The following is a 25,573-nucleotide window of genomic DNA, read 5'->3' on the forward strand; positions in this document are numbered from 1 at the left end:
CTACGGTTAAGAAGTTACATCCTTCTAGGTAAGAACTTGCTAAACCGTGGGTGTACCAGGAGGTAACAAAGGTGGTTCCTGTTAACCAACCACTAGAGGGCCATGTAGGCGCAGGGAAATAGTAATATCCCAGACCAACCTACGAATACGAAACGATCGCGTTTTAACCAGTCATCGATGACATCAAACCATCCTCTTTCTGGTGCGCGTCCGACTGCAATAGTCATGAACTTATCTCCGAATCAACATAAGGACAGAGTTTATTTATTCCTAAAAATTGTCTAGCAAACGGTAACCCCACAGTATGAGGTCTGTCTGGAGACTAAATCTAAGAAAACGTTACTTTTCTTAACTTAAATCTATGTTAGTAAAAACTTCGAGAAAAAGCAAACGACATAAAAAAATTTTTTTTCGGGACTTGGGTATGAGTGCCTAGATAAAAATAACCCCTACTGGTTGATTTGGTTGAGAGGCAAAAGGTTCTGAGAATGGCATAAGTGGCTACTGTGGGAGGTGTGAGGAGGGTGGGGAGGACTCAAAGACAGAGGTGGTCTATGGACAAAGATATCTTAATTATTTCTTAAGATATTGGGTGAACAAAAATAAACTAAAAAGAACTTTACATAACTAATTAGATTTGCCCGCCCTAGAATTAAACCATTAACTATTGCTTGTTTCGGGGTTTGCTACTGCTTCTAGTTGAGACTCTCCTGTTAACAATAAAGCTGCCTGGGGTTCACTCCAACGCACCATCCAACTAGGTTGAATACCTAAAACCACAATTAAAATAGCTAAAATAAAAGCAGGAAGACGCTCAGTCCATAAAACCTTGGGTATTTGCGATAATTCAGGGGTCAAACGACCAAAGAAAACCTTATTAACCATCAATAAGAAATAAACCGCCGTTAAACCACTGCCCACTAAACAAAGTAAAGTTTGTACAGGAAATATAGGGAAACTACCTCTAAATACCAAAAATTCCGCAACAAATCCCACTAGACCCGGAATACCAGCACTGGCCATCACTCCTAAGATCATTAAACTGCCAGTAATAGGTAAACCCCGTTGAGGGTTCAATAGTCCACGCAAGAAGTCCACATCCCGACTGCCTGTTTTCTCATAAACTATGCCAACTACCAGAAATAACATAGCAGATATTAAGCCATGACTGACCATTTGAAATGTAGCTGCTGTGATACTTAAATGGGTAGCTGCGGCGGCCGCTAATAAAATGTAAGCCATGTGGGCAATAGAAGAGTAGGCAACCACCTTCTTCATATCCTTCTGCACAATAGCACAGGAGGCACCGTATAAGGCACTAATGGCTGCTAAGGTTGCCAACCAAGGCGCTATATAAGTCCAAGCATCGAAGAATAAACCCACACCGAAGCGTAATAGTCCATAAGTCCCTAACTTTAGTAAAACTCCTGCCAATAAAACAGATACAGGGGTAGATGCTTCCACGTGGGCATCCGGTAGCCAAGTATGTAAGGGGAAAATAGGTATTTTGATGGCTAAACCTATCAGTAAGGGAATAAGTAATAATAATTGAGTGGAAAGGGGGAGATTATGGGAGCGTAATGGCTCATAGTCGAATGTAGATGCTCCTGAAAGCCATACTAAGCCCAAAAATGACCCTAAGACCAAAAATCCTGAAATAGCAGTGTATAAGAGGAATTTCATGGCAGCATAACCCCGTTTTGCTCCCCCCCAAATAGCAATGAGGAAATAAAGAGGAATAATTTCTAATTCATAAAAGAAGAAAAATAAGAGGACATCTTGAGCTAAAAATGCCCCTGAAACTCCACAATTTAAGATTAAAATTAAAGCATAATAAAACTGCGATCGCTCGATAGTTTTGCTACTGGTATAAATAGTAATTAAGGTTAATAAACTGTTAATAAATATCAGAGGAAAAGACAGTCCATCAAGCCCTAAGTGATAATTTAAACCAATATCTATAATCCAAGGAATATTCTCAGAAAACTGCATACTAGGATTATTGATATCAAACTTGAAGCCAAGTATTAAGGTTAAAACTAATAAAGCTGATGTACAAATAAGAGCTAAGAAGCGATAAAAGCTACTGGTCTTTTTACCAGGGAAGAAAGCGATAAAAATAGCCCCGATTAAAGGTATGATAATTAAAGCACTGAGCATTGTTTAAAATTTTTCTCCTACAAAAATAGTAACACAGTCTTCTAGACTGTAATCCTAACAGGCAAGATGCCTGTGCTACAGAAAGGGGGATCATCCCCTAAACAAATTTGACCAGAAATCAAGAATTAATGACCATTGACCGCTTAATATCAACCACAATAATAGACCAATACTAATAAAAATTGTTAGTACATAAAACTGGGACTGACCAGATACATTATACTTGAGAGCATTGCCACTGAAAATAGTGAATAAACTAACCAAGTTGGCTGCTCCATCAACTACATAGCGATCAAACCAAGCGGTTAATTTAGAAATATTTGCTACCAAGGCGACAATAGTAACCTCATAAACTTTATCCAAATAAAAGTCATAAGCAAATAAATCTTGGAAGAAGCGTAAATAAAAATTAGCCAGTCGTTCCCAAGCACGACGAATAGGGCGAAAAACCCCTACTAAACAACCTAATAAACCAGATAGAATTAATAAAGGAATTGCCCATTGAACAGCAGAAGAACTATTATTTAAAATGGGATCAATTGGGGATAAACGTAACTGCCAACGAATAGGGGCTAAGGGTGAAATGAGAGTAACAATGGTTAGGGTTACCATAGGTAAAGCCATGGGCCAGGCAACTTCTGGGGCCCGGCGTGTTTTATTCTGAGGTGTCCCCAAGAAAACAGAACGAAAAATACGGGTTAAGTTAAAGGCACATAAACCATTGACAAAGACTAAAATCATTAATAACCATAGGGATACTTTCCAAGAGCCATCAAACCATTTAGCCCAAGTCCAAAACATTCCCATAGGTAGTAAGGCTACCATGGCAGTAGAGCCAACCACGAAAGCAGTGGTGGTGGCGGGCATTCTTGACCATAAACCCCCCATTTCTGTGATATTTTGGTCACTGGTAGTCATAATGGCTGCTCCGGCACTCATAAATAATAAAGCTTTGGCGATCGCATGGGTAAACACCAATAAAAAGGCAATATCAACATGGCCTAACCCTACGGCAATAAATACCAACCCTAAATAAGCACTGGTAGAATGACATAAAGCCCTTTTAATATCAATTTGAGCCATAGCTATTAAAGACGCACCAATAGCGGTTACAGCACCCAAAACAATCAAGACATCAGAGGCAATAGGGGATAGGGTAAACACTGGTTGCAGTTTAATTAAGACATAAGCACCAGCAGAGACAACAATAGAGTTACGCATGATCCCAGCAGGGTTGGGGCCTTCCATAGCCTCATCTAACCATAAATTTAAAGGAAACTGAGCGCATTTACCCGTAGGTCCAGCTATTAAGGATAAACCCAGTAATGTTGCCGTTAAGGGAGGTACAGGATTAGTTAATGCCCAATTTTCTAACTGTGAGAAAGTTAACCCTTCCCCATAACTGGATAAAGCAACTAAACCCATTAATAAAATAATATCCCCAACCCGTTTCGTTAAGAATGCGTCCCTCGCTGCCGTTACTACCAAAGGTTGAGCATACCAAAACCCAACTAATAAGTAGGTGGATAAGGTCAAAATTTCCAACAGTCCGTAACTGAGTAATAAAGAGTCACTTAGAGCAATACCACCTAAAGCTGCCTCAAATACCCCCATTAAGCCAAAAAAGCGCGCTAAAGACCAATCTTTTTCCATGTAGCCTAAAGCATAGATTTGAGAAAGGAGACTAATACCTGTAATTAGCTCTAATGCTCCTAAACTAACAGGAGATAACTCCATTGACAAGAATAAATCTAAATCAGCAACACTCAACCATTTTAAGACTAATTGTTCCGTTTTTCCTTGCCAAATTAAACTAAAAGCAATGCTGCCATGAATAAAAGATAATACCGTCATCAAGAGGTTTAAATAGGCTGCTGGCCGTGGCCCTGTCTGTTTAATAATACCCAAAGACCAAGGTAAAGTTAATAACGCACCGATTAAACCATAAATAGGAATAAACCAACTACTATGTAATAAAAAATCGTTCATTGAAACACTAACCTATAAAAAATCAAGGCAATTATGCTCAGTTATAATGACTTAACTGCAATCAGAAATGACATATAATAAGAGACTTTATCATCATAAATCACTGCTAATAACTTAACTATTAAAAAATTGTAAACTTAACTTGACAAAATAACGTATAATGTTTCTATCCAAGCTTAATAAATTTCTTTATGATGATGATAGGAGAACAATTTCCCTGGTTAACTGGGATGATCTTACTCCCTTTAGTAGCTTCCTTGCTAATCCCGATTTTACCGGTCAAGGAAGGTAAACAGGTGCGATGGTATGCCATGGGGGTAGCGATCGCTGATTTTGTGTTAATGTGTTACGTTTTCGTGCAGCATTACGATCCCAGTAACTCAGGGTTTCAATTAGTAGAAAAATATGATTGGTTGCCAGCCATAGGGCTTAGTTGGTCTGTATCAGTAGACGGCATTTCTATGCCTTTGGTTCTTTTAGCGGGACTGGTAACAACCCTAGCCATGTTTTCCGCTTGGCAAGTGGATCACAAACCTCGGTTGTTTTATGTACTGATGCTGATGCTATATTCAGCACAGATAGGGGTGTTCGTAGCCCAAGATATCCTACTTCTCTTCATTATGTGGGAGTTGGAACTGGTTCCTGTCTATCTCCTTATTTCTATATGGGGAGGGAAAAAACGCCAGTACGCAGCCATGAAATTCTTGCTATATACAGCGGCCGCATCTATTTTTATTTTAGTGGCAGCTTTAGCAATGGGATGGTACGGAGGCGATAATGTTACTTTCGATATGGTTGAACTGGGACTAAAAGATTATCCTTTAGGATTAGAATTATTCCTCTATGCAGGATTATTAGTTGCCTTCGGGGTCAAATTAGCCATATTTCCCCTTCATACCTGGTTGCCCGATGCTCACGGAGAAGCTTCTGCCCCTGTTTCCATGATTTTAGCGGGTGTTTTGTTAAAAATGGGAGGTTACGGGTTAATTCGTCTCAATATGGGACTTTTATCCGATGCTCATGTTTACTTTGCCCCCATTTTAGCCACATTAGGGGTGGTAAATATTGTCTATGGGGCTTTAACTTCTTTTGGACAAACCAACATGAAACGACGTTTAGCCTACTCCTCTGTATCACACATGGGGTTTGTGCTATTAGGGATCGCTTCCTTTACCGACTTAGGGATGAGTGGGGCAATGTTACAAATGCTCTCTCATGGTTTAATCGCGGCTCTATTATTCTTCTTAGCTGGTGTCACCTACGATCGCACCCACACCCTTGCTTTGAACGATATGGGAGACATTGGGGAAAAAATGCCCAAAGTATTCGCCTTATTTACCGCCGGAGCAATGGCATCTTTAGCTCTACCTGGAATGAGTGGTTTTGCCAGTGAAATTGCTGTTTTCCTCGGTTTTACCAGTAGCGATATTTATAGTTCTTCTTTCCGTACTGTTACCGTCTTTTTATCTGCGGTAGGATTGATACTCACCCCCATTTATTTACTGTCCATGCTAAGACAGTTATTTTATGGCACCGATAAAATTCCTGTTTGTGTTATCGGAGATACAGACAAACGCAAAGATTATCAAGATAACGCCGAAGCCATGTGTTTTGGAACCAACTGTGTGTTACCGGAGCAAGCTAGATATAGCGATGCCAACTCCAGAGAAGTGTTTATTGGCCTTTCTTTCCTAGTGTTAATTATTGCTGTTGGTTTGTATCCCAAACTAGCTACGGAATTATATGATGTTAAGACTGTTGCTTTAAACACACAAGTTCGTGAGTCTTATACTCAAATCTCTGAAAACAATCCTCAAATTTATGCTGAAGGTTTCTTATCTCCTAAAATTACCCCTTCGGAGAGTTCTTCAGTGGTAGCAGTTATCAAGTAAAAGACTTGATAATTTTCAGATGATTATGATGGTTGAGGATTAGAAAGAGGTTGTCATAACAGCCTCTTTTTATACTTTTGATTTCAGCTAAAAACGATTTATCTGTACATCATGAGTCTGAGGAACGGTCTGTTTTCATTTTATATTCTATTTGACCGATCATATCTTGAGCTAAGCGTTCACTAAATCCAACCACAAATGTAATTGAAATCACTGTAAACCATTTGGAATCTGTTCTCTTCTGATCAAGAAGATCATTTAATAGTGCAGTATTCATAACTCCATATACAAAAATACCAAAAACTCCCCCAATAATTGGTTTAAATAATCCAATAAAAATAGGTAGAATTGAGGCAGTATTTTCATGTTTGTGTTCAGGTTTATTATACTCACCCACACGACTTAAGATGCTAATTACACTTCCAGTTGAACCAGAAATAAAAGCTAAAGTCATTAACCAGGCACCTTCCTTAAAGTCTAGAACATATATTGAAGGTATATCCTCATCACGTGCTTCTTTTGACTCCGAAATTAAAGCACTCTCTGTTAGATCAGAAGAAGCTTGTTCTAATGCCACAAACAGAATGGCTGGAATACTTAGATACATAGGCAAAGCTAATGCTAGACCAATTAATATTTTCAGGGCAGTTGAGGAATTAGAAAGAAATCCATGAAAGACAGTTAAAATATTACCAATCAATGGTGTTTCAGGGTAGTGCAAAGCCCTTTCCGCATCAATGCGAATATTAGTTGCTAAAGTTAAATTATTATTATTTTGAAGCATATCATAGGCAAGAACCAGATTTTTCATTATGGTGTATACTTCATCCTGAATAGGCTTATTTTTGTTAAATTTGGTGGAAGCAGTAAATTTTTTAATACGACGAAAAAGAGTAAAAAAGTTAGATATTTCAATCTGGATATCTTGATCCATGTCTTGGGATTTTACACTTAAATTTGTTAGAAGTGTGTTGATCGTATTGTCAATATCTTCAATCGAATTTAAAGTTATAGTAATATCTGATTCTTGTTGTGAAATAGATGTATTGTTTTTGCTGTCTAATTTTGATTCATTCATGTAGATTACTTGAGCAATTCAATTAAATTTAAAATCTTGTTACGATGCTTGAGGATGTAATATAAAAAATACTTCTGTATTAAGTTTTATGCTACACTTTCAAAGAAATAGATTAGATATTTCCATACTATCTAAATCCATTAATATTTAATTGATCCTTAATCTTTCCTTAGTATGTGGAGTTAGGTATACCTGTTAAGTAGAGCCAAAGTATACCCAAGCAAATGCGATCGCTATTGACTTTACTTGTTTTCTAGTTTGGTTTTTATGTACTGGTGCAAGATATCAGCTTTACAAACAGGTTACTTAAAGCATATTATTAATTAGTTCAACACTACTCAAAGAAAGGAAGTTTGTGTGCATCTAATCCAGTTGTACAAATCTTCTTCCTCACAGGTTTTGTTGGTTATATTGATTCATTCATGTAACGAACCATTTTGATAAGCAATACTACTCAAATATAAACTTAACACAAAAAATTGTCACCATCATTTCACATTGAACCATGCAAATAACTAATCGAATTCATTTTAGGAATGTCAAGGGGGATGTCTTTGGCGGGGTAACAGCAGCCGTGATCGCCCTCCCTATGGCCTTAGCCTTCGGGGTTGCTTCGGGTGCAGGTCCGGCTGCCGGTTTATGGGGTGCAGTTTTAATCGGCTTTTTCGCTGCTTTATTTGGAGGAACCCCCACCCTCATCTCTGAACCCACCGGACCCATGACGGTGGTGATGACGGCAGTGATCACCAAATTAACCGCCGATAACCCTGAAAACGGACTGGCCATGGCCTTTACCGTTGTCATGATAGCAGGGGTGTTTCAAATTATCCTGGGTTTACTGAAACTGGGTAAATATATTACGTTGATGCCCTATACTGTCATTTCTGGCTTTATGTCGGGTATTGGCTTAATTCTCATTATCTTACAGTTTGGACCGTTATTAGGCACGGCTAACCCCAAAGGAGGGGTCATTGCTGCCCTAAAAAATCTGCCCCTTGTGGTCCAGTCTGTCAGCACAAATATGGGTGAAGTGATTTTAGGGGTGTTAACGGTAGCGGTCTTATTTTTAATGCCTTCCGCATTGAAAAAATATGTACCCCCTCAGTTAGTGGCCTTAATTGGATGTACCTTAATTTCTCTTTTCTTCTTCTCAGGGTCCAATATTAGAACCATCCCTGAATTTAGCACGGGACTGCCTTCTTTAGTCATGCCTAGCTTTACCATAGAACAAGTCAATGTAATGATTATCGATGGTTTGGTCTTAGGGATGTTGGGTTGTATCGACGCATTATTAACGGCGGTTATTGCGGATAGTTTAACCCAAACCCAACACAACTCTGATAAAGAATTAATTGGTCAAGGAGTAGCTAACTTAGTGTCTGGGTTATGCGGAGGCTTACCCGGTGCCGGTGCTACTATGGGAACGGTGGTTAATATCCAAGCAGGAGGACAAACTGCTTTATCCGGTTTATCTCGCTCTTTCATTTTATTAATTGTTGTCCTTTGGGCTGCCCCCTTAACCCAAAATATTCCCTTAGCGGTGTTAGCCGGTATTGCGTTTAAGGTGGGGATCGATATTATCGACTGGAAATTCCTCGGACGAGCCCATAAACTGTCTTGGAAAGCAGCATCTATCATGTATGGGGTGATGTTACTAACTGTCTTTTACGATTTAATTATCGCGGTAGGGTTAGGGGTGTTTGTGGCCAATGTCTTAACTATTCAAAAGTTAGCCAATATTCAAGCAGACGCAGTGAAGGCTATTGATACCCACGAAGATGACACCATATCTTGTGACATTGCTAAACATTTACTTCAACAAGCAAAAGGGAAAATTATGGTCTTAGACTTAAGCGGTCCGATGAGTTTCGGTGCAGCTAAAGCTATCACCCAACGTCAAGCCATTTTAGATAACTACAAAATGTTAGTCATTGACTTAACTGATGTTCCTTTGTTGGGTGTCACCGCAACCCTAGCACTAGAGAAAACTATCGATGATGCTTACGCTAAGGGTTTAGAGGTGTTCATCGTCGGTGGAGAAGGTAAGGTTCAAGAAAGACTAGAAAAATTCAATATTCTAGATCGGGTTCCTAGCAACCACCAAGTCAGCGATCGCGTTAATGCCCTACAAATGGCAGTTGCACAATTGGATGACGTTCCAATCTAATGATACCGACTAATTTGCTCAGGTGGGCATTGCCCACCCTAAAACCTACTTCCTAGTAAGATTTTTAGCGTCCTAACCTTTATCTAACCAATTTTCTAAAGAAAAATTAATGATCCTTTGAATTCTAGGAAAATCACTATCAGCAGAAACCAACGTTAATTTATTACGAATTGCGATCGCTGTTATCCATAAATCATTTTCATCAAACCCTAATTGAGTTATTTTAGTCGTTTTTCGTTTTGTTTTTTCCTTGGGTCCAAACCCCTTAATTAAACTTGCTTTAATCTGTCCATAAATCTTAGCTGTTTTTTCATCGACATAATAAACCCTAATATCTGCTAAAAACTCCTCAACACGAGTTAAGTTTTGTTCTCGATACTTAGAATTTTCAGCCATAAACATTAGTTCACCTACCGTCACAATTGTCGTAGATATATTACTTTCTCCCACTCTCTCGACACAATCAAAAATTATCGAATTTTCCAAAAGAATTAAGCTACAATGGTTAGTGTCTAAAAGATACATTATTCAAAAGGATTAATAAGATGATTAACTGTGACTTTCCCTCTAGTGCAGCTTAGCAAAAATAATCCACCAGTCACTTATGATCTTTAAAGCCCTTAAATTTCCCAACGAACGGCTTAGCAAAATGTTGATTAAAGTAATCAATAAAATTGAGAATTTTTTGGGATAGTTCTTCAGTTGAACGGACAGTAATTCTTTTGAGTAAACGCCTGACTAAGATCTAAAACCAACACTCAATTTGATTAAGCCACGATGTATGTTTGGGAATATAAACAAAGCGAATTCGATGAGATTCATCTGATAAAAAATCTGCTCTGCTCTCCATAGATTGCAAAATCCCCTCCTTTCCTTTTCTCCCCAAATCAATAGTAATTCCACAGCTTTCTGCTACTAATTTGACTAAGCTTTCCGATTTATGAGTGTTGAGTTTATCTACAATAAAAATCCATTCTGCTTTTTCATCAATCTTAATCGTTCTCTGGATATGTTCAGAAAAATCTTGTTCTGTTCTTGTCGGTCCAATAGAGGGACTAACAACTTTTCCTCTTGCCACATCCCAGTTCGCAATCAAGCTTAAAGTTCCGTGTCTTTCATATTCAAATTCGATTTTTTCTACTTGTTTAGGCTTGATTCTTTTGTTCGGAAATAATCTCTCAAGAGCTTGAATCCCTGTCATTTCATCTGTACTAATTAAATGAATTCCTTGTTCTAACAAAGTTTTAGCTTCTTGATGAAGTTCACAGATATATTTGACTTGCTTTTTAAATTTTAAGGGATCATCAATTTTGGCATTTAACCAGTAACGAACGAGATGTGGTTGTAATGTCGCTTCTTTTTAAAAAACGCCCCACACTACGGGGGGAAATCTTTTCGACAATTCCTCTTTTTATGGCTTCATCCGCCAACTCTGAAGGTGTCCAATGGCTCACTGGTCTGTCTGATTTTTCACATTCTTCACAAGCGATCGCTACAATCTGGACTACTTGTTCGACCGTAAAGGATTTTGTTGTTCCAGGTCTTGGGCGATCGCTTAAAATTCCTTTGATCAAGACCATTAATGCTTTCTCCGTTACCTGTTGTTCTTCGGCGGCACTCAGTTTTTCTCTCTCCTCAAACCATCGCGATCGCCACTGACGCACTTGTACTCGGTCTAATTCTAATCTTCGACTAATCGAACTATTGCTCTCTCCTGATGCTGCGGCTAAGATTAGCTTGGCTCGTCTAACAAGGCGATAGGGGTTTGTTGTCCCTCTCACTATTTGTTGGAGTACTGTTTTCTGTAGGTTGGAGAGGTTAATTGGCAATGCTTTTATCATGGACATCAACTTCGAGATTCTTCCGTTAGTTTCATTGAAACACATTGTCGTGGCTAGTCACGAAAGTTTCTGTAAAAATCTGGTGGATTACTTTCGCCAAGCTGCACTAGGATCTCGGAATTGAGAAAAATGAACATCCCTTAATAAGGCTTGTAAATAGACTTCACTGATTTCTGCCGCCAATTCAGGACTATCTAGGGTGGGTGCAGGGGGCATCGTTAAGGCTTGTGCGTCAAAGCCTTCTAAATCAAAGGTTAAACCAGCACCTGCACTTTCCCATGCTCGCACGTTGGCCCCGTTGCCTCCCTCTGCACCTTGAGCGATCGCTGATTGCCAAGCATTAACACTATTGGGAGTAGCCGTTTGAGGAGTAATCAAAGCAACATAGAGGGTCCTGGGAACAACTGTGAGGTTGGGGTCAGCCGGTCCTAGAGGAGTTCGTGCGAAATCTGTAGTATTACCTGATTGAATGCTTAATACAAAAGCCCGATAATCTGCCGAATTAAGTAATAATCCTGTGTTAGGTTCGTGGGGTAACCCTTTGGTAAAGTTAGCAATATGACTGGGGGTATTATTATTATCATCCCTACGATACCTAAATTCTTCCCCGTTATTAATATGGGGGGGATGTTCTCGTAAATAAGCGAATTCGGCGGCATCTTCACGGATTTGTCGGGCTTGTGAGCGACGTGGAATCATCATATTAACTTTCCTTAAGGGTGGGTTTACGAAAGGTTAGGGATGTTATTATTTGGCGTTGCATCAAAGCAGGTTGACAACTCCACTGCCCTTATGGCGAGTGGATTCTTAAGAGACAAATAAGTTGATTCTTTTGAGTGGCATACATAGTCAAAGTATATCGCTATTAAGATAAAAAACAAAAGTTCTTAGTAAAGAATGTAATGGTGAGAACTAATATTATTGCTTATCACTCAACAATTAAGCAATCTTACTCAGTGTATTAATAAAACTTATGTAACTATTTATAAATATTTTAGGATAAATGACCCCATATCTGATATTGAGGAAAACTAAATGAGGAAAGAGGTATGAGGGTATAAAGACTCATTAGTTTAATTAATCAGAGCGTCTACAAATTGTAATAAAAAATTCCCGAAAAAAGAGAAAAAAGAATGTTAAAAGGGTCTAACTATCGTGATATGATAAGGACTCGAAAAGCAGATAAGTGAATAAACGGTTTGCTACAAGCGACTTTGAGCGACCGCATAACTTTCTAAAATTTTCTCTATTACCGGTAGGTCAGGGGAAACCGACTTACAAACTGATAAATGAGAAATTAACGATGTCCACTCATGGAGGAATAAAAAAATGCCACAGGCCACAAAAGCAGGGTTTAATGCGGGTGTTCAGGACTACCGCTTAACCTACTACACCCCCGACTACACACCCAAAGACACCGATCTTTTAGCTTGCTTCCGCATGACTCCCCAACCGGGTGTTCCTCCAGAAGAAGCCGGTGCAGCAGTAGCAGCAGAATCTTCTACAGGAACCTGGACAACGGTTTGGACCGATAACTTAACCGACTTAGATCGTTACAAAGGTCGTTGTTATGACATCGAGCCTGTTCCCAACGAAGATAACCAGTATTTCTGTTTTATTGCTTATCCTTTAGATTTATTTGAAGAAGGATCTGTCACCAACGTTCTCACCTCTTTAGTAGGTAACGTTTTCGGGTTCAAAGCTTTACGTGCCTTACGTTTAGAAGATATCCGCTTCCCCGTTGCTTTAATCAAAACCTTCCAAGGACCTCCTCACGGGATCACCGTTGAACGGGATAAATTAAACAAATATGGTCGTCCCCTCTTAGGTTGTACCATTAAGCCCAAATTAGGTCTATCCGCTAAAAACTACGGACGTGCGGTTTATGAATGTTTACGTGGTGGTTTAGACTTCACCAAAGACGACGAAAACATCAACTCTCAACCCTTCATGCGTTGGCGCGATCGCTTCTTATTCGTACAAGAAGCTATCGAAAAATCCCAAGCTGAAACCAACGAAGTTAAAGGTCACTACCTCAACGTCACCGCTGGTACTTGTGAAGAAATGATGAAACGGGCTGAGTTCGCCAAAGAAATCGGCACTCCCATCGTCATGCACGACTTCATAACTGGTGGTTTCACAGCTAACACAACCTTAGCAAAATACTGTCGTGACAATGGTTTATTACTCCACATTCACCGTGCGATGCACGCGGTAATTGACCGTCAGAAAAATCATGGTATCCACTTCCGCGTCTTAGCTAAGTGTTTACGTTTATCTGGTGGTGATCACCTCCACTCTGGAACCGTTGTGGGTAAATTAGAAGGGGAAAGAGGCATCACTATGGGGTTTGTTGACCTCATGCGTGAAGACTACGTGGAAGAAGATCGTTCTCGCGGTATTTTCTTCACCCAAGACTACGCTTCCATGCCTGGAACCATGCCAGTTGCTTCCGGTGGTATCCACGTATGGCATATGCCCGCCTTAGTAGAAATCTTCGGCGACGACTCTTGCTTACAGTTCGGTGGTGGTACTTTAGGACACCCCTGGGGTAACGCTCCTGGTGCAACCGCTAACCGTGTAGCTCTTGAAGCTTGTATCCAAGCTCGTAACGAAGGTCGTTCCTTATCTGGTGAAGCTGGTAACCAAGTTATCCGCGAAGCTTGTAAGTGGAGTCCTGAGTTGGCCGCTGCTTGTGAACTCTGGAAAGAAATTAAATTCGAGTTTGAGGCAATGGATACACTCTAATTTGGGAATAGTTGTTAGTTTTTAGAAGATATCAAAAACTAAAAACTGACAACTGTGTCCGAGGAGGGACGGGTAAGTATCTATGTATCCCAAAAAAATAGCGAATGAGACTGCCGAAGTAATACAAAATTACCTAACTTATCAAGCGGTGCGTCTGATCATTGACCAATTATCGGAAACCAACCCGAAAAAGGGGATTTGGCTGAGGCAATATGCCTCTTCCCAGAATATCCAAAAAGGAGAAGCCTTTATTGAGGGATTAATGGCGGAAGATAAAGAGCTAGTCTTACGTATTCTCAAAGTGCGGGAATATCTAGCTTCTGAGGTGATGGAATTTATGCCCCAAATGGTGAGGCATAATATCAATCAGGCTAATGTAGAACATCGTCGTCAGCTATTGGAAAGGCTTACCGGTTCTCCCTCAATGTCCTCAACTGCTTCTGAGTCAGAGAATGATGACTCAAAACCTAATAGTGATTAACTTGAGATAGGAATCTACCAACAATGAAAACATTACCCAAAGAGCGTCGTTACGAAACCCTTTCTTATTTACCCCCTTTAACCGACCAACAAATTCTGCTCCAAGTTCAGAATGTCTTGGATCAAGGGATGATTCCTGGGGTTGAGTTTGAAGAAGATCCCAGCCCAACCACTCACTTCTGGACAATGTGGAAGTTACCTTTGTTTAATGCTGTTTCTGCTCAAGAAGTGTTAGCTGAAGTACGGGAATGTCGTTCTGAGTATCCTAACGCTTATATTCGTGTAATTGGTTTCGACAACATCAAACAGTGTCAAACCATGAGTTTCATCGTTCATAAGCCCAACAACCGTGCATACTAAGCTGTTATAAACAACTTTGAACGGTAAATTTTGGCCTACCTACAGTTATTGTAGGTAGGCATTTTTGTCATAAGATATCAATTTCTTATTTTTTCACTGTCAACACGGCTATTAATCCATGACCGCACCCCCATCCTTGCTGCATTTCATACTCCAGGGTTCTCAAAGCATAACCTAATTGGGGTTCGATAATATTAGCCCGAGGGTCACCGTACCACATCCAACCCACATCTGCTATTACCCGATCAATGGTCATTAAAGCAAATTGTAAGGGTTTGGGAAATTCATCCCATCCTGCTACATCGGGAAGGGAAAAATTATGAGAAAGACGGTGTTGGGTAAACTCAATTAAAATATTCCACGAGCTAATCAAATCTTTTAGCAAGGGACTAATAAAGGGATGTTCTGGAAAGATACTTGCATCTAACAGTAATTCTTCCAAATTCGTGCGCATATAATCTTCATGAAGGGAATTGATCAAGCGACGAGTTGGTTTAAGTCTGGAGTTAAAATGTCTCGTATCTGTATGACGACCCACTAAAAGGGAGCGATCGACCAATTTGCTAACTTCTAGGGTAACTCCTGTTTTTTCGCTAATTTCTTGGGCTAATTCCCTAACTTCTTGTCCCGTCCAAAACCGAATCGGAAAGGACTCAATATCTGTGGTTTGACGAACAGATTCGGAATATAGATAACCCATATTATATTGACGAACCTTCTCGTCTTCCGACTCCCCGTGCCAAAAATCAGGCCATTCGATAGAATAACGGCCAATTAAGTCCATCACCATCACACTGCCATCCTTACCATGATGAGCAACATCTTCTAATAACGCCACTAAATCTTTGCGAGCTAAATGGGATAAGGAACCATAGGAAGAAAAATACAGATCAAAAGGAGATTCGTTATCCTTAATGTTTCCTAGACCTTGAGAAAGATCCGCTTGTTTAAATTCTACATGGGGTCGATCAGAAAACAGGTCTTGGCCTTTGGTCACCATAGCCTGACTAATATCTAAACCCAAAAACAAGGAAATGTCTTCATCCGGTAAGACCCGTTTATGTTGTAAACCTAAATCAAGGTCATTGTAGTCAATTTTCGTGATAATATCGTATCCTTGGCCCGCACCACAACCTAGGTCAACGATTCTCACTCCTTTTCCTTCACTACGTCTAGTTTCTACTAGGTTTCGTAAAAAGGGGCGCAAGACGATGCGAGTTAGTTGATCTTCCCAATAGGTACGAACATTATCGTATTTACCAAACAAATTTCCAACATATAAATCATATTTCCCTTCTTTGACAGCTTGAGTGTAAGTCTTAAACTCTTTGGAGTTAGCTGGTTTCATTGATCTTTCTCTAAATAAACAGCAAAGATTGCCATTAAGGGCAATACAAGAACACTGAGGTTTTGCTCCTCTTGTAGATTACTCCTTTATTACTAATTTGTACATTAAGATATTAGAAGTTTTATCAGCCTCGGAAACCTGGGGTTCTTCAATTAAAAAATGGAAAATATAAAGATGGGTGAGGAATGGTCAATTTTGGCTCCTGAAGAAATAGGGTCTCAGGATTTTTTTACGGACTTATTGGAAGATTTATATCAACGTTTTCTGGAGGTCAAAGAGGGAGAAAATGCAACTTATATTCCCGAACTAGCCAAAGCTGATCCTGACTTATTTGGCATTAGTATTATGACCACAGAGGGACGAATTTATAGCATAGGAGATACTTCAGAATTATTCACCATTCAATCTATCTCTAAGCCCTTAGTTTATGGCATGGTTTTAGAAGAATTGGGGGAGGAATATGTTATTAATAAAATTGGGGTTGAACCAACGGGAGAACCCTTTAATGATATTATGGAACCTAGAGAAATTCAAGAAAGAAAATATAATCCGATGGTTAATGCTGGAGCCATTATTACTACCAGTCTAATTAAAGGAGATACATTGGAGGAAAAACAGGAAAAGTTATTTAATATGTTTAGCCGTTATTTGGGGCGAAATGTTAATCTTAAGGAGTCAATTTTTTGGTCAAGAAAAACAGGAGATAGTTGGAACCGTGCCATTGCTTATATGATGCTTAATTTTGGACTAATTGAAGGAAATGTTGAAGAAATATTAGACCTTTATTTTCAACAATGCTCAATTTTGGTAAATTGTCAAGATTTGGCGTTAATAGCTGCCATATTGGCTAATAAAGGATTAAATCCTATTACTGGACAAAGAACAATCAATGAAAATTATACCAAAAATTTGCTCAGTGTCATGTTTACCAGTGGCTTATATGATTTTTCAGGTCAATGGGCTTATCGTGTTGGTCTCCCAGCGAAAAGTGGTTTATCCGGGTCGATCATTGGGGTGATTCCTAATAAAATGGGAATTGCTGTTTTTTCCCCTCCTCTAGGAACCCAGAATAAAAGTGTTCGTGGAGTAAAAATATTTGAGGAAATTTCTCAACGGTTTAAACTGCATATTTTTAAGCCCGACTATTCTAATAATCCCCTTAATAAAAAGAAAAAAGTAATTTCTTCTCTATTCAAAAAACAAGATTATTTACCTAGCTTTTTACAGCATTTATACGACAAGTATTTACCACTGCAAGAAGGAAAAATTTATGTTAGTGAACCTGATTTAGTAGAGCATGATCCTAATTGTTTTTCTATTTGTATTGTAACTGTCGATGGTACAGTTTATACCGTAGGAGAGAGCGAAAAACCTTTCTTAATTCAATCGATTTCTAAGGTATTTGCCTATGGAATGGCTTTAGAAGATCACGGCAGGGACTACATTTTAACAAAAGTGGAAGTGGAACCCACAGGAGATAGTTATAATTCTATTATTAAGGTAGAAGAAAATTCCAAAAGGCCCTACAATTGTATGGTGAACACTGGGGCGATCGCTATGACAAGTTTAATTAAAGGAAAAAGTCCAGCACATAAGCTCAATCGTCTCTTAAAAATGTATCAACGTTATGTGGGTCATCCTGTTTATGTTGATACTTCTGCTGTGGTTTCCGAACAAAATCAAGGCGATCGCAATTGGGCTATCTCTTATTTATTACGTAATTTTGGCATGATTTCTGGGGACATTAAACAAACTCTTGATCTCTATCTACAACAATGTTCTGCTATTATTAATTGTCGAGATTTAGCGGTGATGGCCGCTACTTTAGCCAATCAAGGAATTAACCCCATCACAGATCAAAGCGCTATCAACCCTGAATATGTCAAAGATTTGCTCAGTGTGATGTTTACTTGCGGGATGTATGACTTTGCTGGAGAATGGTGCTATAAGGTGGGTTTCCCTGCTAAAAGTGGTGTTGGAGGTGGTATTTTGGGAGTGGTTCCAGGAGTAATGGGAATTGGTGTCTTTTCTCCTCCTCTTGATAAACGGGGTAATAGTATTCGCGGAATCAAAGTTTGTGAGGAGTTATCCCAACAGTTTCAACTCCATATTTTCCAACCTTTAAATTAATTAATCTATTAACTAATTTGACTAAAAAGTTGTTGCCAATCAATAACTTCTGGTCTTTTCCCTGAGTTAATGATATCAAAGCCTTGATTAATTGTTAGCTCATAGTTCAAACATTCAACACAAACATTAGCTACATCAATTCGGCTAGTCTCTCCATTTAGAGTATCACCAGTTCCTATAACAACAGCTTTTTTTCCATCGGTTTTGGCTCTGAGTAAAGTATTAAGATCGTAGGAGGTATAAGGACCATCAATCAATCTTCCAGGACGAATAATTGTGTAAGGTAGTCCCGAATTTTTCAGGGCATTTTCTCCATAGAGTTTGGCATCAAGTACACCAAATATATTGAGAATATTAAAAGGTAAACTATCTTTCCTCAAAACGCCAGAAGAAGAGACAAAAACAAATCTTTTCAGGTTCTTAGTAGCAGCTAAAATCAAGTTTTTTACCCCTTCTCCCTCCACTATTTGAGGGCTATTTTTAGCATCGAAAAAGTTAACAAAATCCCACCGTTGAGAAGGAAAAGCCGTGGTGCCAGTACAACAAATAATATGAGTAACATTTTCTATAGCTGAAGTCAGAGTATCTGGATAACGAAGATCCCCAACCACAATATTTACCCTATCTTCAAACATCTGTTTAGCTTTATTTTTATTTCTAGTTAAAGCACGAACAGGAAGATTATTATCTAATAATTTAGCTACTACTAATTGACCGACACCACCAGTAGCACCTGCAACTAAAATTAAATCTGAATTATCTAGCATTTACCCTTATTTAATATTAACAGATCCAACGACTCGCCGATTATCATGGGATCGCTTATTAAGCATTGTAACTCATTAATGAGAAAAACTGACCTATTTGTTTAGTTTAGCTAGGAATTTATCATACTCTCCAGTCAAGACAGGAATAAAGAAATATAAAATTATTTAGAAATTTTCTTGAATGATGAAATAATGAGAAAGGATTATTTGTATTTATGGTTGTTTAATTAGTATGTCTGACGTCACCGAAAACCCTGTTGATAACGCCCCTGAAAGTAGTACCATTCAGACCACTTTTACGGTTCAAGAAATCCGAGAATTATTACCCCATCGTTACCCTTTTGCTTTAGTCGATCGCATCATTGATTATGTACCGGAGAAAAAAGCGGTTGGTATCAAAAATGTTACCATTAATGAACCGTTTTTTCCTGGTCATATTCCTCCCCTTCCCATTATGCCAGGGGTTTTAATCGTGGAATCAATGGCGCAAGTTGGTGGGATTGTCTTGAGCTTATTACCAGGGATGAAAGGGATATTTTTTGCCTTTGCTGGTATCGATAAAGTCAGGTTTCGTCGTCAGGTTATCCCAGGAGATCAATTAATCATTACCGTGGAATTATTAGCCTTCAAACGGGAGAGAATAGCCAAAATGAAAGGTGAGGCAACTGTTGATGGAGAGTTGGCAGCCCAAGGAGAAATGCTATTTTCTCGTATTGATTAAATAGCTAATTATTGATAATCATTCCTTGATGGTTTTCTTTAATTACCACAAAAAAAGGGGGGTATTTATTCCCCTTTAAACCCCTAACTATTCAGCTAAATCCATATATAGCATCTCCCATATTTTTCAGCAATTAATAATTAACAGTTAATAATTAAACGTATGGGGGAAGTTCAGATATTTAATCTATGGCTTTTGATGGGGGTAAAATTATTCCTCACACACCATAAGACAACATTCAAATTTATTGGACATTGACAGAAGTATGTGCTAGTGTAACTAAGACCATTTAAAAGTCTTATAAAAATCAACATGATTAAGCGATTTCTTCCTTCTAAATTAAAAAATAAGCTAAAAGAAGCTTTGGGAATTACGGGGTTACATGACAGAATAAACAGTCTTGAACACACCTTATCAACTTATCAGAAAGCACTTAACCAACTACATTCTCTTTATAATTATTCAGTGCTAAAAGAAGTTGATTTAGTTCGTTATTATGGTTCATTATACTTTTGGTACACCCGAGATATCTCTTACCAATGGATTTCCCTTTCTCCTGAACCTCTTGTTATTAAAAATTACAAACCAACGGCTGCAGATTTTTCTCAGGATTATATAAATACAGGAAATTTAGAACAGGATTATTATGCTTTGGAACTTGATAAACCCCATCTTCATGAGCAAGAGTTAAAGCATATCCTTTTTCTACATCTATGGCTAAATGAGATTGATTTTGTCTTTATTGACATTGGTGCTAATTATGGGAATACAGCTATTCCAGCAGCAAAATTCTTCAAAAAATATGGACAACATAATCCTATTATTTCCTTTGAACCTGGATTTGTTTATGAGCTTTTTAAACATAACGTTAAAATTAATCAATTATCTGATATCATTCAACCGGAAAAAATTGCTCTCGGAAATCAAAATAGACCAATTGTTATTAAAAGTATGCTAGAACACTCCGAGTCTAATAGCACACAGGAGCTTCGTCAATTTTATCCTGACTTACAGTTGGCTTCCTGTCACTTGGTAGATGGGATGACGTTAGACAATTATGTTGAAAAACATCAAATTCGTTCTCCTTTATTGGTTAAAATTGATGCTGAAGGTAGTGATTTTCAGGTCTTACAAGGAATGAATAAGCTGCTAAACTATGATGTTGTGATGCTTATTCTGGAGTATGATCCTAAAGACCTCAAGAATTTCATGCCGGGGGAAGAAGTTCTTGATAAATTGAGTAAGGATTATAAATTATTTAATATGAGAACGCTTGATCAAAATGTACAGTGGAAGTTTAGTTTTATTGGAGAAGAAATGGATTCTTTTATTACTTTTTCTCAGAATGTAATGGAATCACCTTCAGGTTGGACAGATATCTTAGCAGTACGAAAAGATTTACCTAATCTAGATAAGTTAATGGAAAGGATTTTGGGTAGTGCATCATAAGTGCTGAAAGTCTAATTTTGCCTGATTTTCTATCAAAATCAGCGGAAGGGGTGCAAATAGTTTTCAAATCTGGGAAATTATCTATAGTTTAGACAGAATTTTTAATAATACCTAAATAACACTACCAAAGTGATAACCTCTGTACCTCACAAGTATGAGAACTCCTGTATATTGCTTCCCCATTGACTAACCCAGAAAAGTTAGTTAGTATAAAACATATCCCCTCCCCCCCCAGGGGATATACCCTAAAAGCAATTTTTGCGATAAGTTAAGTAAAGTAAAGAAAAACTCATAAACAGATACAAAGGTTAACAGAACGTTGATTTCTCCTCCATCCACAGTCACCAGCCAACCCCTAACCCCCTCGGATCGTTCATCTGTGGGTCAAGGCTTTTTTAGCCGTCAAACCATCAAAAATTGGTTAACATTCCTAGCATCGGGCTTTTTAGTGTCCGTCCCTGTATTTATAGAAGCCCCTCTAGTGCGCTTTTGTCCTGAGATCAGTGTAATAATGACCGCAGGGTGGTTATGGTTAGCCTTTTATTTAATGAAGCAACCTAAAACCCATTTATGGGGAGATTTATTATTTGGTTTTAGTTGGAGTTGGTTAGCCGGCGCTATTTATTGGGGGTGGTTTCGTTGGGAACCTTTAATCCATCTTCCCATCGAATCTATAGGTGTTCCTGTGGCTTTGTGGTGTCTTTGGCGAGGATGGGGACAAGTGGGTAATTTCTTTTATGTTGGCTCATTGTTAGGCACAGCCATCACCGATGCTTATTTTTATGTAACCGGATTAATTCCCCATTGGCGACAACTGATGCAAGTTGATCCCAGTTTAGCCACCCCTATTTTCCAATCGGCCTTAGAACAAGTGCAAACCCCTTGGGGAATGAGTTGGGCAGTAGTTTTAGGTAATTGTTTGTTAGGGATGGGTTTATGGGCGATGCAAAAATCTGATCACCATTGGTGGGCATTAGGAGGCGCGGTATTGAGTACAATCTTAGTGGATAGTTTATTTTGGTTTGCAGCCTCTTTGGCGTAAGTGGTTACAATGAAATAGGCTATCACTGTTAGATTGTTGTCCTAACCCCACCCGATCAAACGTCTGTGGATAATCTCGCCAAAACACCTCATCTGTTGCTCAATACCGCTAAGGGTAAACGTTATTTTACTTTAGCGGGCAAAAACTATTGGACAATTGGACGAGGAAGAGATAACGACTTTGCCATTGGTGACCATTGTATCTCTCGGAACCATGCTATTTCGCAATGCACAGAAACAGGGGATTTTTTGTTGATTGATTTAGGCAGTCGTAACGGAACCTTTGTAAACGATCGCCGTGTAGGTATTCCTATTACCCTAAAAAGTGGAGATAAAGTAAAATTTGGCAAGACTGAGGTTGCTTTTCATACCCCTGTACGTAATAACAATGATATCACCCCTCCAGAGTTCGCCGATCGCGATACGATGGTTTTGCATGAACGTCGCTTAACCTCTGTATTGGTAATAGATATGAGGAACTTTACAACCCTAACACGACAATTAGATGAACAAATATTATCATCCTTAATTGGGAATTGGTTTCGTCAGTCTGGTGAGATTATTCGTAATGCAGGAAGTTGGGTAGATAAATATATTGGTGATGCGGTGATGGCCATCTGGTTTCATGGGGAAAATGAAGTCACCAAAACTGATATGATTCAAGTTTTCCAAGCGGTACGGGATCTCAATCAGATGACAAAGCAGCTAAGTCAAGAGTATCCAGTTCCCTTTGAATTAAAGATTGGAGCCGGCATCAACACGGGTTATTCTATGGTGGGGAATACTGGCAGTGGGGATCACCCGGACTATACTGCCATTGGAGACACGGTTAACGCCGCCTTTCGTTTAGAGTCAGCCACCAAAGAGTTAGGGGTGGATGTGGCTATCGGAGAAGCAACCTATATTCATTCAGTAGAATTAAAGAACATTGACAGCATCTTCTCTGAATATAGCCTTAATCTTAAAGGTTATGAGAAACCAACCCTTTCTTATGGGGTTACTTTTGAAGATTTAGAGAAACTTCTCACCATTAATCAGGCTGAAACTTACCGATGAAGGAGACTGCTTTAGCTAGAGTTCGTATAGTTTTAGTCGAGCCAGCAGGACCGTTAAATGTGGGCTCGGTAGCCCGAGTGATGAAGAATATGGGCTTACATCAGCTAATTTTAGTCAAACCCCATTGCGATCGCCTCGGGGATGAAGCGAGACTGATGGCGGTTCATGGGGTGGATGTGTTAGAACAATCTCAAGTGGTGGAGACGATTCCCGAAGCGTTGCAGGGGTGTCAGCGTATTATTGCCACCACAGGGCGATCGCTGTCTCTGCCAACCCATTTAGAAACCCCACGGGGGGCTTTACCCTGGTTACTCGCAGAAGGGTTAAACAGTGCCTTAATGTTTGGAACGGAGGATCGGGGCTTAAATAACGAAGAACTCAAATATGCTCAGCGATTTGTCTCTATTCCGGCTAATCCTGACTATCCTTCCCTGAATTTAGCACAGGCGGTGGCGGTTTGTAGTTATGAACTGTATCAAGCTGCACAAGATCCCCTGGAAAGTGAAACAGACTCATACTTTGAGGGGGCATCTTTTGAACTATTAGAGGGATATTATCAACACTTAGAAGAGGTTTTATTAAAAATTGGTTATCTTTATCCCCATACGGCAAAGGCCCGTTTAGAGAAATTTCGCAGACTCTACAATAAAGCTAACTTAACCCCAGAAGAAGTTGCCCTATTACGAGGTATTTTACGACAAGTTAACTGGGCGGCTCAGTTTATACCCTCAAAAAATAAGTAATACTACGATACACTGAAAGAACTTAGAATTAACTTTATACAAACTGGTAAATGAATAAATCTACTCAGAAAATAATCGTTATAGTATCAGGTTTAGCCCTACTCGTGAGTATGACTGCTGCTGGGTTTTCCTTTAGACAAAACCCGTCTTCTTCCCCGGAACAAGCTAATTCTGGAACTGCTCCTTCCCCAGAGGAAAGGTTAAAATCAATTATTGAAGGATATGAAACTGTCTTGGAAAGAGAACCAGATAATCCTACTGCTAAACAAGGATTAGAAGAAGCACTTAGAGTTTTGATAGCAAGGCAAATACAAGCCCAAAATTTAGAAGGTGCTATTCCTCCTCTGGAAAAACTAGCAGCTTTAGTGCCTGATAATGAGCAGTATCAACAAGTTTTGCAACAGTTGAAACAAGCTCAACAACAAGCTCAAACGGCACCTTCTCCTACCCAACCAGAAGCAGTTGCTCCTGAGTCGGAAGAACCCCTTCCTCTAATTATTCCAGAGGCTCAAGAAGAATCTAATCCTTTATTAATTCCTGAAGAAAACTCTAACCCATTAGTTCCTTTTGAAACTAACCCTAATCCTAATTCTAATTAGGGTTTGCTGAAAAAGTTTCTCCAAAATTTATGCCACTTTTGACCAAGAATTTTCTGACAAATCAATAAGTTTTAGTACATAAAAATTGTTTAAAGTATAATCAAAATTAATGAAAGGCGGTTTGATGAGTTCCCCTGTTCTATTATTAGTAAATAAGGACAAAAAAAGCGACAAAAACTGCCTCAGAAGTTTAGAAAGATTGACAACTAAAAATGTAATAGCAATAGATGTAATGGAGGTTTCAGGGAGTTTTGTCATCACGAGATTTAGGCTAAATCTTCGTTTAGCTTGTCCAAACTTTCCCTCAATAGCATTACGGAAGCATTCATCGGAGTGGGCTTGTTTCTTTTCTTCTTCACTGACATTTTTCGGAGGTCTTCCTAACTTCGGACCACTGATTCTTATCCCTCTTTCCTTACACCAATTTCTGTTTTCCCTAGTTCGATAAATTTTATCTACATGGACGGATTCGGGATAATAGCCAAACGTTTCTTTATACTTTTCTACTTGTTCTTTAAAATGACAAGATTCATTGAAGTTTTCCCAACTTATTTTTTCTAGAAACACATAGTTATCTACACAGCTTACTGAGAGTTTAGCTCCAAACTCTATTGGTTTTCCTGCTTTTCCCCTCACTATTGGACGAATATGCGGTTGAGTTAAACTTACAATTCTTTGAGGAACACTCTGGGTCTTATTCTCCCACATTGACTGTTGTTGTTCATAAACTTTTTTGATAGTCTCTAGACAATTTTTCTGTCTTTTACTCAGATTTTCCAGGGAAGCCCCAGCTTGAATTAAGTCTTCTATATTTCCTAAATTTTTCTTAAGGTATTTAACTGGTTCCCGATTAGCTTGCTTCTTCTTGATAGGAACTTTCGGTTTTAGCACCTTTAAGATTCTTTCTGCATTTTCTAAAGTCCGGATTTCCCAATTTACCTAAGGGAAACGATACTTGATCTTCGGCAACTGGCGATAAATCCAAACAGGGTTAAGTCGTGGGC

Annotated in this window: 20 protein-coding genes and 3 pseudogenes; 12 read left to right on the top strand and 11 right to left on the bottom strand. The window is 38.9% G+C overall.

Annotated features, from left to right (window positions below; genetic code table 11):
- From CWATDRAFT_RS33935 to CWATDRAFT_RS17120, 3 genes and pseudogenes are all read right to left on the bottom strand, one after another.
- A pseudogene (locus CWATDRAFT_RS33935) lies at positions 1–227 on the bottom strand (photosystem II D2 protein (photosystem q(a) protein)); the annotation flags it as partial.
- A gap of 433 nt (positions 228–660) precedes the next feature.
- Entirely contained in the window at positions 661–2,160 is a 1,500-nt protein-coding gene (locus CWATDRAFT_RS17115; protein WP_007306233.1) for an NADH-quinone oxidoreductase subunit M, read from the bottom strand.
- A 90-nt stretch (positions 2,161–2,250) separates the two neighbouring features.
- Positions 2,251–4,149, bottom strand: a complete 1,899-nt coding sequence (locus tag CWATDRAFT_RS17120; protein ID WP_007306232.1) for an NAD(P)H-quinone oxidoreductase subunit F — start codon at positions 4,147–4,149, stop codon at positions 2,251–2,253.
- A 197-nt stretch (positions 4,150–4,346) separates the two neighbouring features.
- Here CWATDRAFT_RS17120 and CWATDRAFT_RS17125 point away from each other — a divergent pair, with 197 nt between their 5' ends.
- Positions 4,347–6,041 carry an NAD(P)H-quinone oxidoreductase subunit 4 gene (locus tag CWATDRAFT_RS17125; RefSeq protein ID WP_042711732.1) on the top strand — a complete coding sequence of 565 codons (1,695 nt, stop codon included), beginning with the start codon at positions 4,347–4,349 and terminating at the stop codon, positions 6,039–6,041.
- Positions 6,042–6,150: 109 nt separating this feature from the next.
- Here the strand turns inward: CWATDRAFT_RS17125 and CWATDRAFT_RS17130 are convergent, their stop codons facing one another.
- Positions 6,151–7,119, bottom strand: coding sequence for a hypothetical protein (locus CWATDRAFT_RS17130; protein WP_007306231.1), 969 nt, complete (start codon positions 7,117–7,119; stop codon positions 6,151–6,153).
- A gap of 505 nt (positions 7,120–7,624) precedes the next feature.
- Between CWATDRAFT_RS17130 and CWATDRAFT_RS17135 the strand changes: the two genes are divergently transcribed.
- Positions 7,625–9,286 carry a SulP family inorganic anion transporter gene (locus tag CWATDRAFT_RS17135; RefSeq protein ID WP_007306214.1) on the top strand — a complete coding sequence of 554 codons (1,662 nt, stop codon included), beginning with the start codon at positions 7,625–7,627 and terminating at the stop codon, positions 9,284–9,286.
- 72 nt (positions 9,287–9,358) lie between these two features.
- Here the strand turns inward: CWATDRAFT_RS17135 and CWATDRAFT_RS17140 are convergent, their stop codons facing one another.
- The 4 genes and pseudogenes from CWATDRAFT_RS17140 to CWATDRAFT_RS17155 all read right to left on the bottom strand — a co-directional run bounded on the left by CWATDRAFT_RS17140 (position 9,359) and on the right by CWATDRAFT_RS17155 (position 11,829).
- Positions 9,359–9,811, bottom strand: coding sequence for a type II toxin-antitoxin system VapC family toxin (locus CWATDRAFT_RS17140; protein WP_007306230.1), 453 nt, complete (start codon positions 9,809–9,811; stop codon positions 9,359–9,361).
- 73 nt (positions 9,812–9,884) lie between these two features.
- Positions 9,885–10,526: pseudogene (locus CWATDRAFT_RS17145) on the bottom strand (transposase).
- A gap of 64 nt (positions 10,527–10,590) precedes the next feature.
- On the bottom strand, positions 10,591–11,172 hold the full coding sequence (locus CWATDRAFT_RS17150; RefSeq protein WP_007303150.1) for a helix-turn-helix domain-containing protein: 582 nt from the start codon (positions 11,170–11,172) through the stop codon (positions 10,591–10,593).
- 42 nt (positions 11,173–11,214) lie between these two features.
- Positions 11,215–11,829, bottom strand: coding sequence for a hypothetical protein (locus CWATDRAFT_RS17155; protein ID WP_007306228.1), 615 nt, complete (start codon positions 11,827–11,829; stop codon positions 11,215–11,217).
- A gap of 627 nt (positions 11,830–12,456) precedes the next feature.
- Here CWATDRAFT_RS17155 and CWATDRAFT_RS17160 point away from each other — a divergent pair.
- The 3 genes from CWATDRAFT_RS17160 (at position 12,457) to CWATDRAFT_RS17170 (ending at position 14,715) form a co-directional block, all read left to right on the top strand.
- The gene (locus tag CWATDRAFT_RS17160; RefSeq protein WP_007306215.1) at positions 12,457–13,875 is read left to right on the top strand and encodes a form I ribulose bisphosphate carboxylase large subunit; all 1,419 of its coding nucleotides are present in this window, start codon (positions 12,457–12,459) and stop codon (positions 13,873–13,875) included.
- Positions 13,876–13,957: 82 nt separating this feature from the next.
- The gene (rcbX, locus tag CWATDRAFT_RS17165; RefSeq protein WP_007306216.1) at positions 13,958–14,356 is read left to right on the top strand and encodes a RuBisCO chaperone RbcX; all 399 of its coding nucleotides are present in this window, start codon (positions 13,958–13,960) and stop codon (positions 14,354–14,356) included.
- Between the two features lie 23 nt (positions 14,357–14,379).
- The gene (locus CWATDRAFT_RS17170; RefSeq protein ID WP_007306217.1) at positions 14,380–14,715 is read left to right on the top strand and encodes a ribulose bisphosphate carboxylase small subunit; all 336 of its coding nucleotides are present in this window, start codon (positions 14,380–14,382) and stop codon (positions 14,713–14,715) included.
- A gap of 85 nt (positions 14,716–14,800) precedes the next feature.
- On the opposite strand, the gene CWATDRAFT_RS17175 is transcribed toward CWATDRAFT_RS17170, so the two are convergent.
- Positions 14,801–16,063 (bottom strand): class I SAM-dependent methyltransferase, encoded by a 1,263-nt coding sequence (locus CWATDRAFT_RS17175; protein ID WP_007306227.1) that lies wholly within the window; start codon positions 16,061–16,063, stop codon positions 14,801–14,803.
- Positions 16,064–16,222: 159 nt separating this feature from the next.
- Between CWATDRAFT_RS17175 and glsA the strand changes: the two genes are divergently transcribed.
- The gene (glsA, locus tag CWATDRAFT_RS17180) at positions 16,223–18,193 is read left to right on the top strand and encodes a glutaminase A (RefSeq protein WP_007306218.1); all 1,971 of its coding nucleotides are present in this window, start codon (positions 16,223–16,225) and stop codon (positions 18,191–18,193) included.
- 8 nt (positions 18,194–18,201) lie between these two features.
- On the opposite strand, the gene CWATDRAFT_RS17185 is transcribed toward glsA, so the two are convergent.
- A complete protein-coding gene (locus tag CWATDRAFT_RS17185; RefSeq protein WP_007306226.1) occupies positions 18,202–18,960 on the bottom strand; it encodes an SDR family oxidoreductase in 759 nt (252 codons plus the stop codon).
- 232 nt (positions 18,961–19,192) lie between these two features.
- Between CWATDRAFT_RS17185 and fabZ the strand changes: the two genes are divergently transcribed.
- The 6 genes from fabZ (at position 19,193) to CWATDRAFT_RS17215 (ending at position 24,569) form a co-directional block, all read left to right on the top strand.
- Positions 19,193–19,681 (top strand): 3-hydroxyacyl-ACP dehydratase FabZ, encoded by a 489-nt coding sequence (fabZ, locus tag CWATDRAFT_RS17190; protein WP_007306219.1) that lies wholly within the window; start codon positions 19,193–19,195, stop codon positions 19,679–19,681.
- A gap of 312 nt (positions 19,682–19,993) precedes the next feature.
- Positions 19,994–21,130 (top strand): FkbM family methyltransferase, encoded by a 1,137-nt coding sequence (locus CWATDRAFT_RS17195; RefSeq protein WP_007306220.1) that lies wholly within the window; start codon positions 19,994–19,996, stop codon positions 21,128–21,130.
- A gap of 319 nt (positions 21,131–21,449) precedes the next feature.
- Positions 21,450–22,172, top strand: coding sequence for a DUF3120 domain-containing protein (locus CWATDRAFT_RS17200; protein WP_007306221.1), 723 nt, complete (start codon positions 21,450–21,452; stop codon positions 22,170–22,172).
- Between the two features lie 65 nt (positions 22,173–22,237).
- Positions 22,238–23,227 carry an adenylate/guanylate cyclase domain-containing protein gene (locus tag CWATDRAFT_RS17205; protein ID WP_007306222.1) on the top strand — a complete coding sequence of 330 codons (990 nt, stop codon included), beginning with the start codon at positions 22,238–22,240 and terminating at the stop codon, positions 23,225–23,227.
- Positions 23,224–23,970, top strand: coding sequence for an RNA methyltransferase (locus CWATDRAFT_RS17210; RefSeq protein WP_007306223.1), 747 nt, complete (start codon positions 23,224–23,226; stop codon positions 23,968–23,970). Before CWATDRAFT_RS17205 ends, CWATDRAFT_RS17210 begins: the two co-directional genes overlap by 4 nt.
- Before the next feature lie 50 nt (positions 23,971–24,020).
- Complete coding sequence (locus tag CWATDRAFT_RS17215) at positions 24,021–24,569, top strand: hypothetical protein (RefSeq protein WP_007306224.1); 549 nt, start codon at positions 24,021–24,023, stop codon at positions 24,567–24,569.
- Between the two features lie 27 nt (positions 24,570–24,596).
- Here CWATDRAFT_RS17215 and CWATDRAFT_RS17220 read toward each other — a convergent pair.
- Positions 24,597–25,409 (bottom strand): annotated as a pseudogene (locus tag CWATDRAFT_RS17220) (IS5-like element ISCwa2 family transposase); the annotation flags it as partial.
- Positions 25,410–25,573: the final 164 nt, after the last annotated feature.

The sequence above is a fragment of the Crocosphaera watsonii WH 8501 genome, assembly GCF_000167195.1.
Lineage (GTDB): Bacteria > Cyanobacteriota > Cyanobacteriia > Cyanobacteriales > Microcystaceae > Crocosphaera > Crocosphaera watsonii.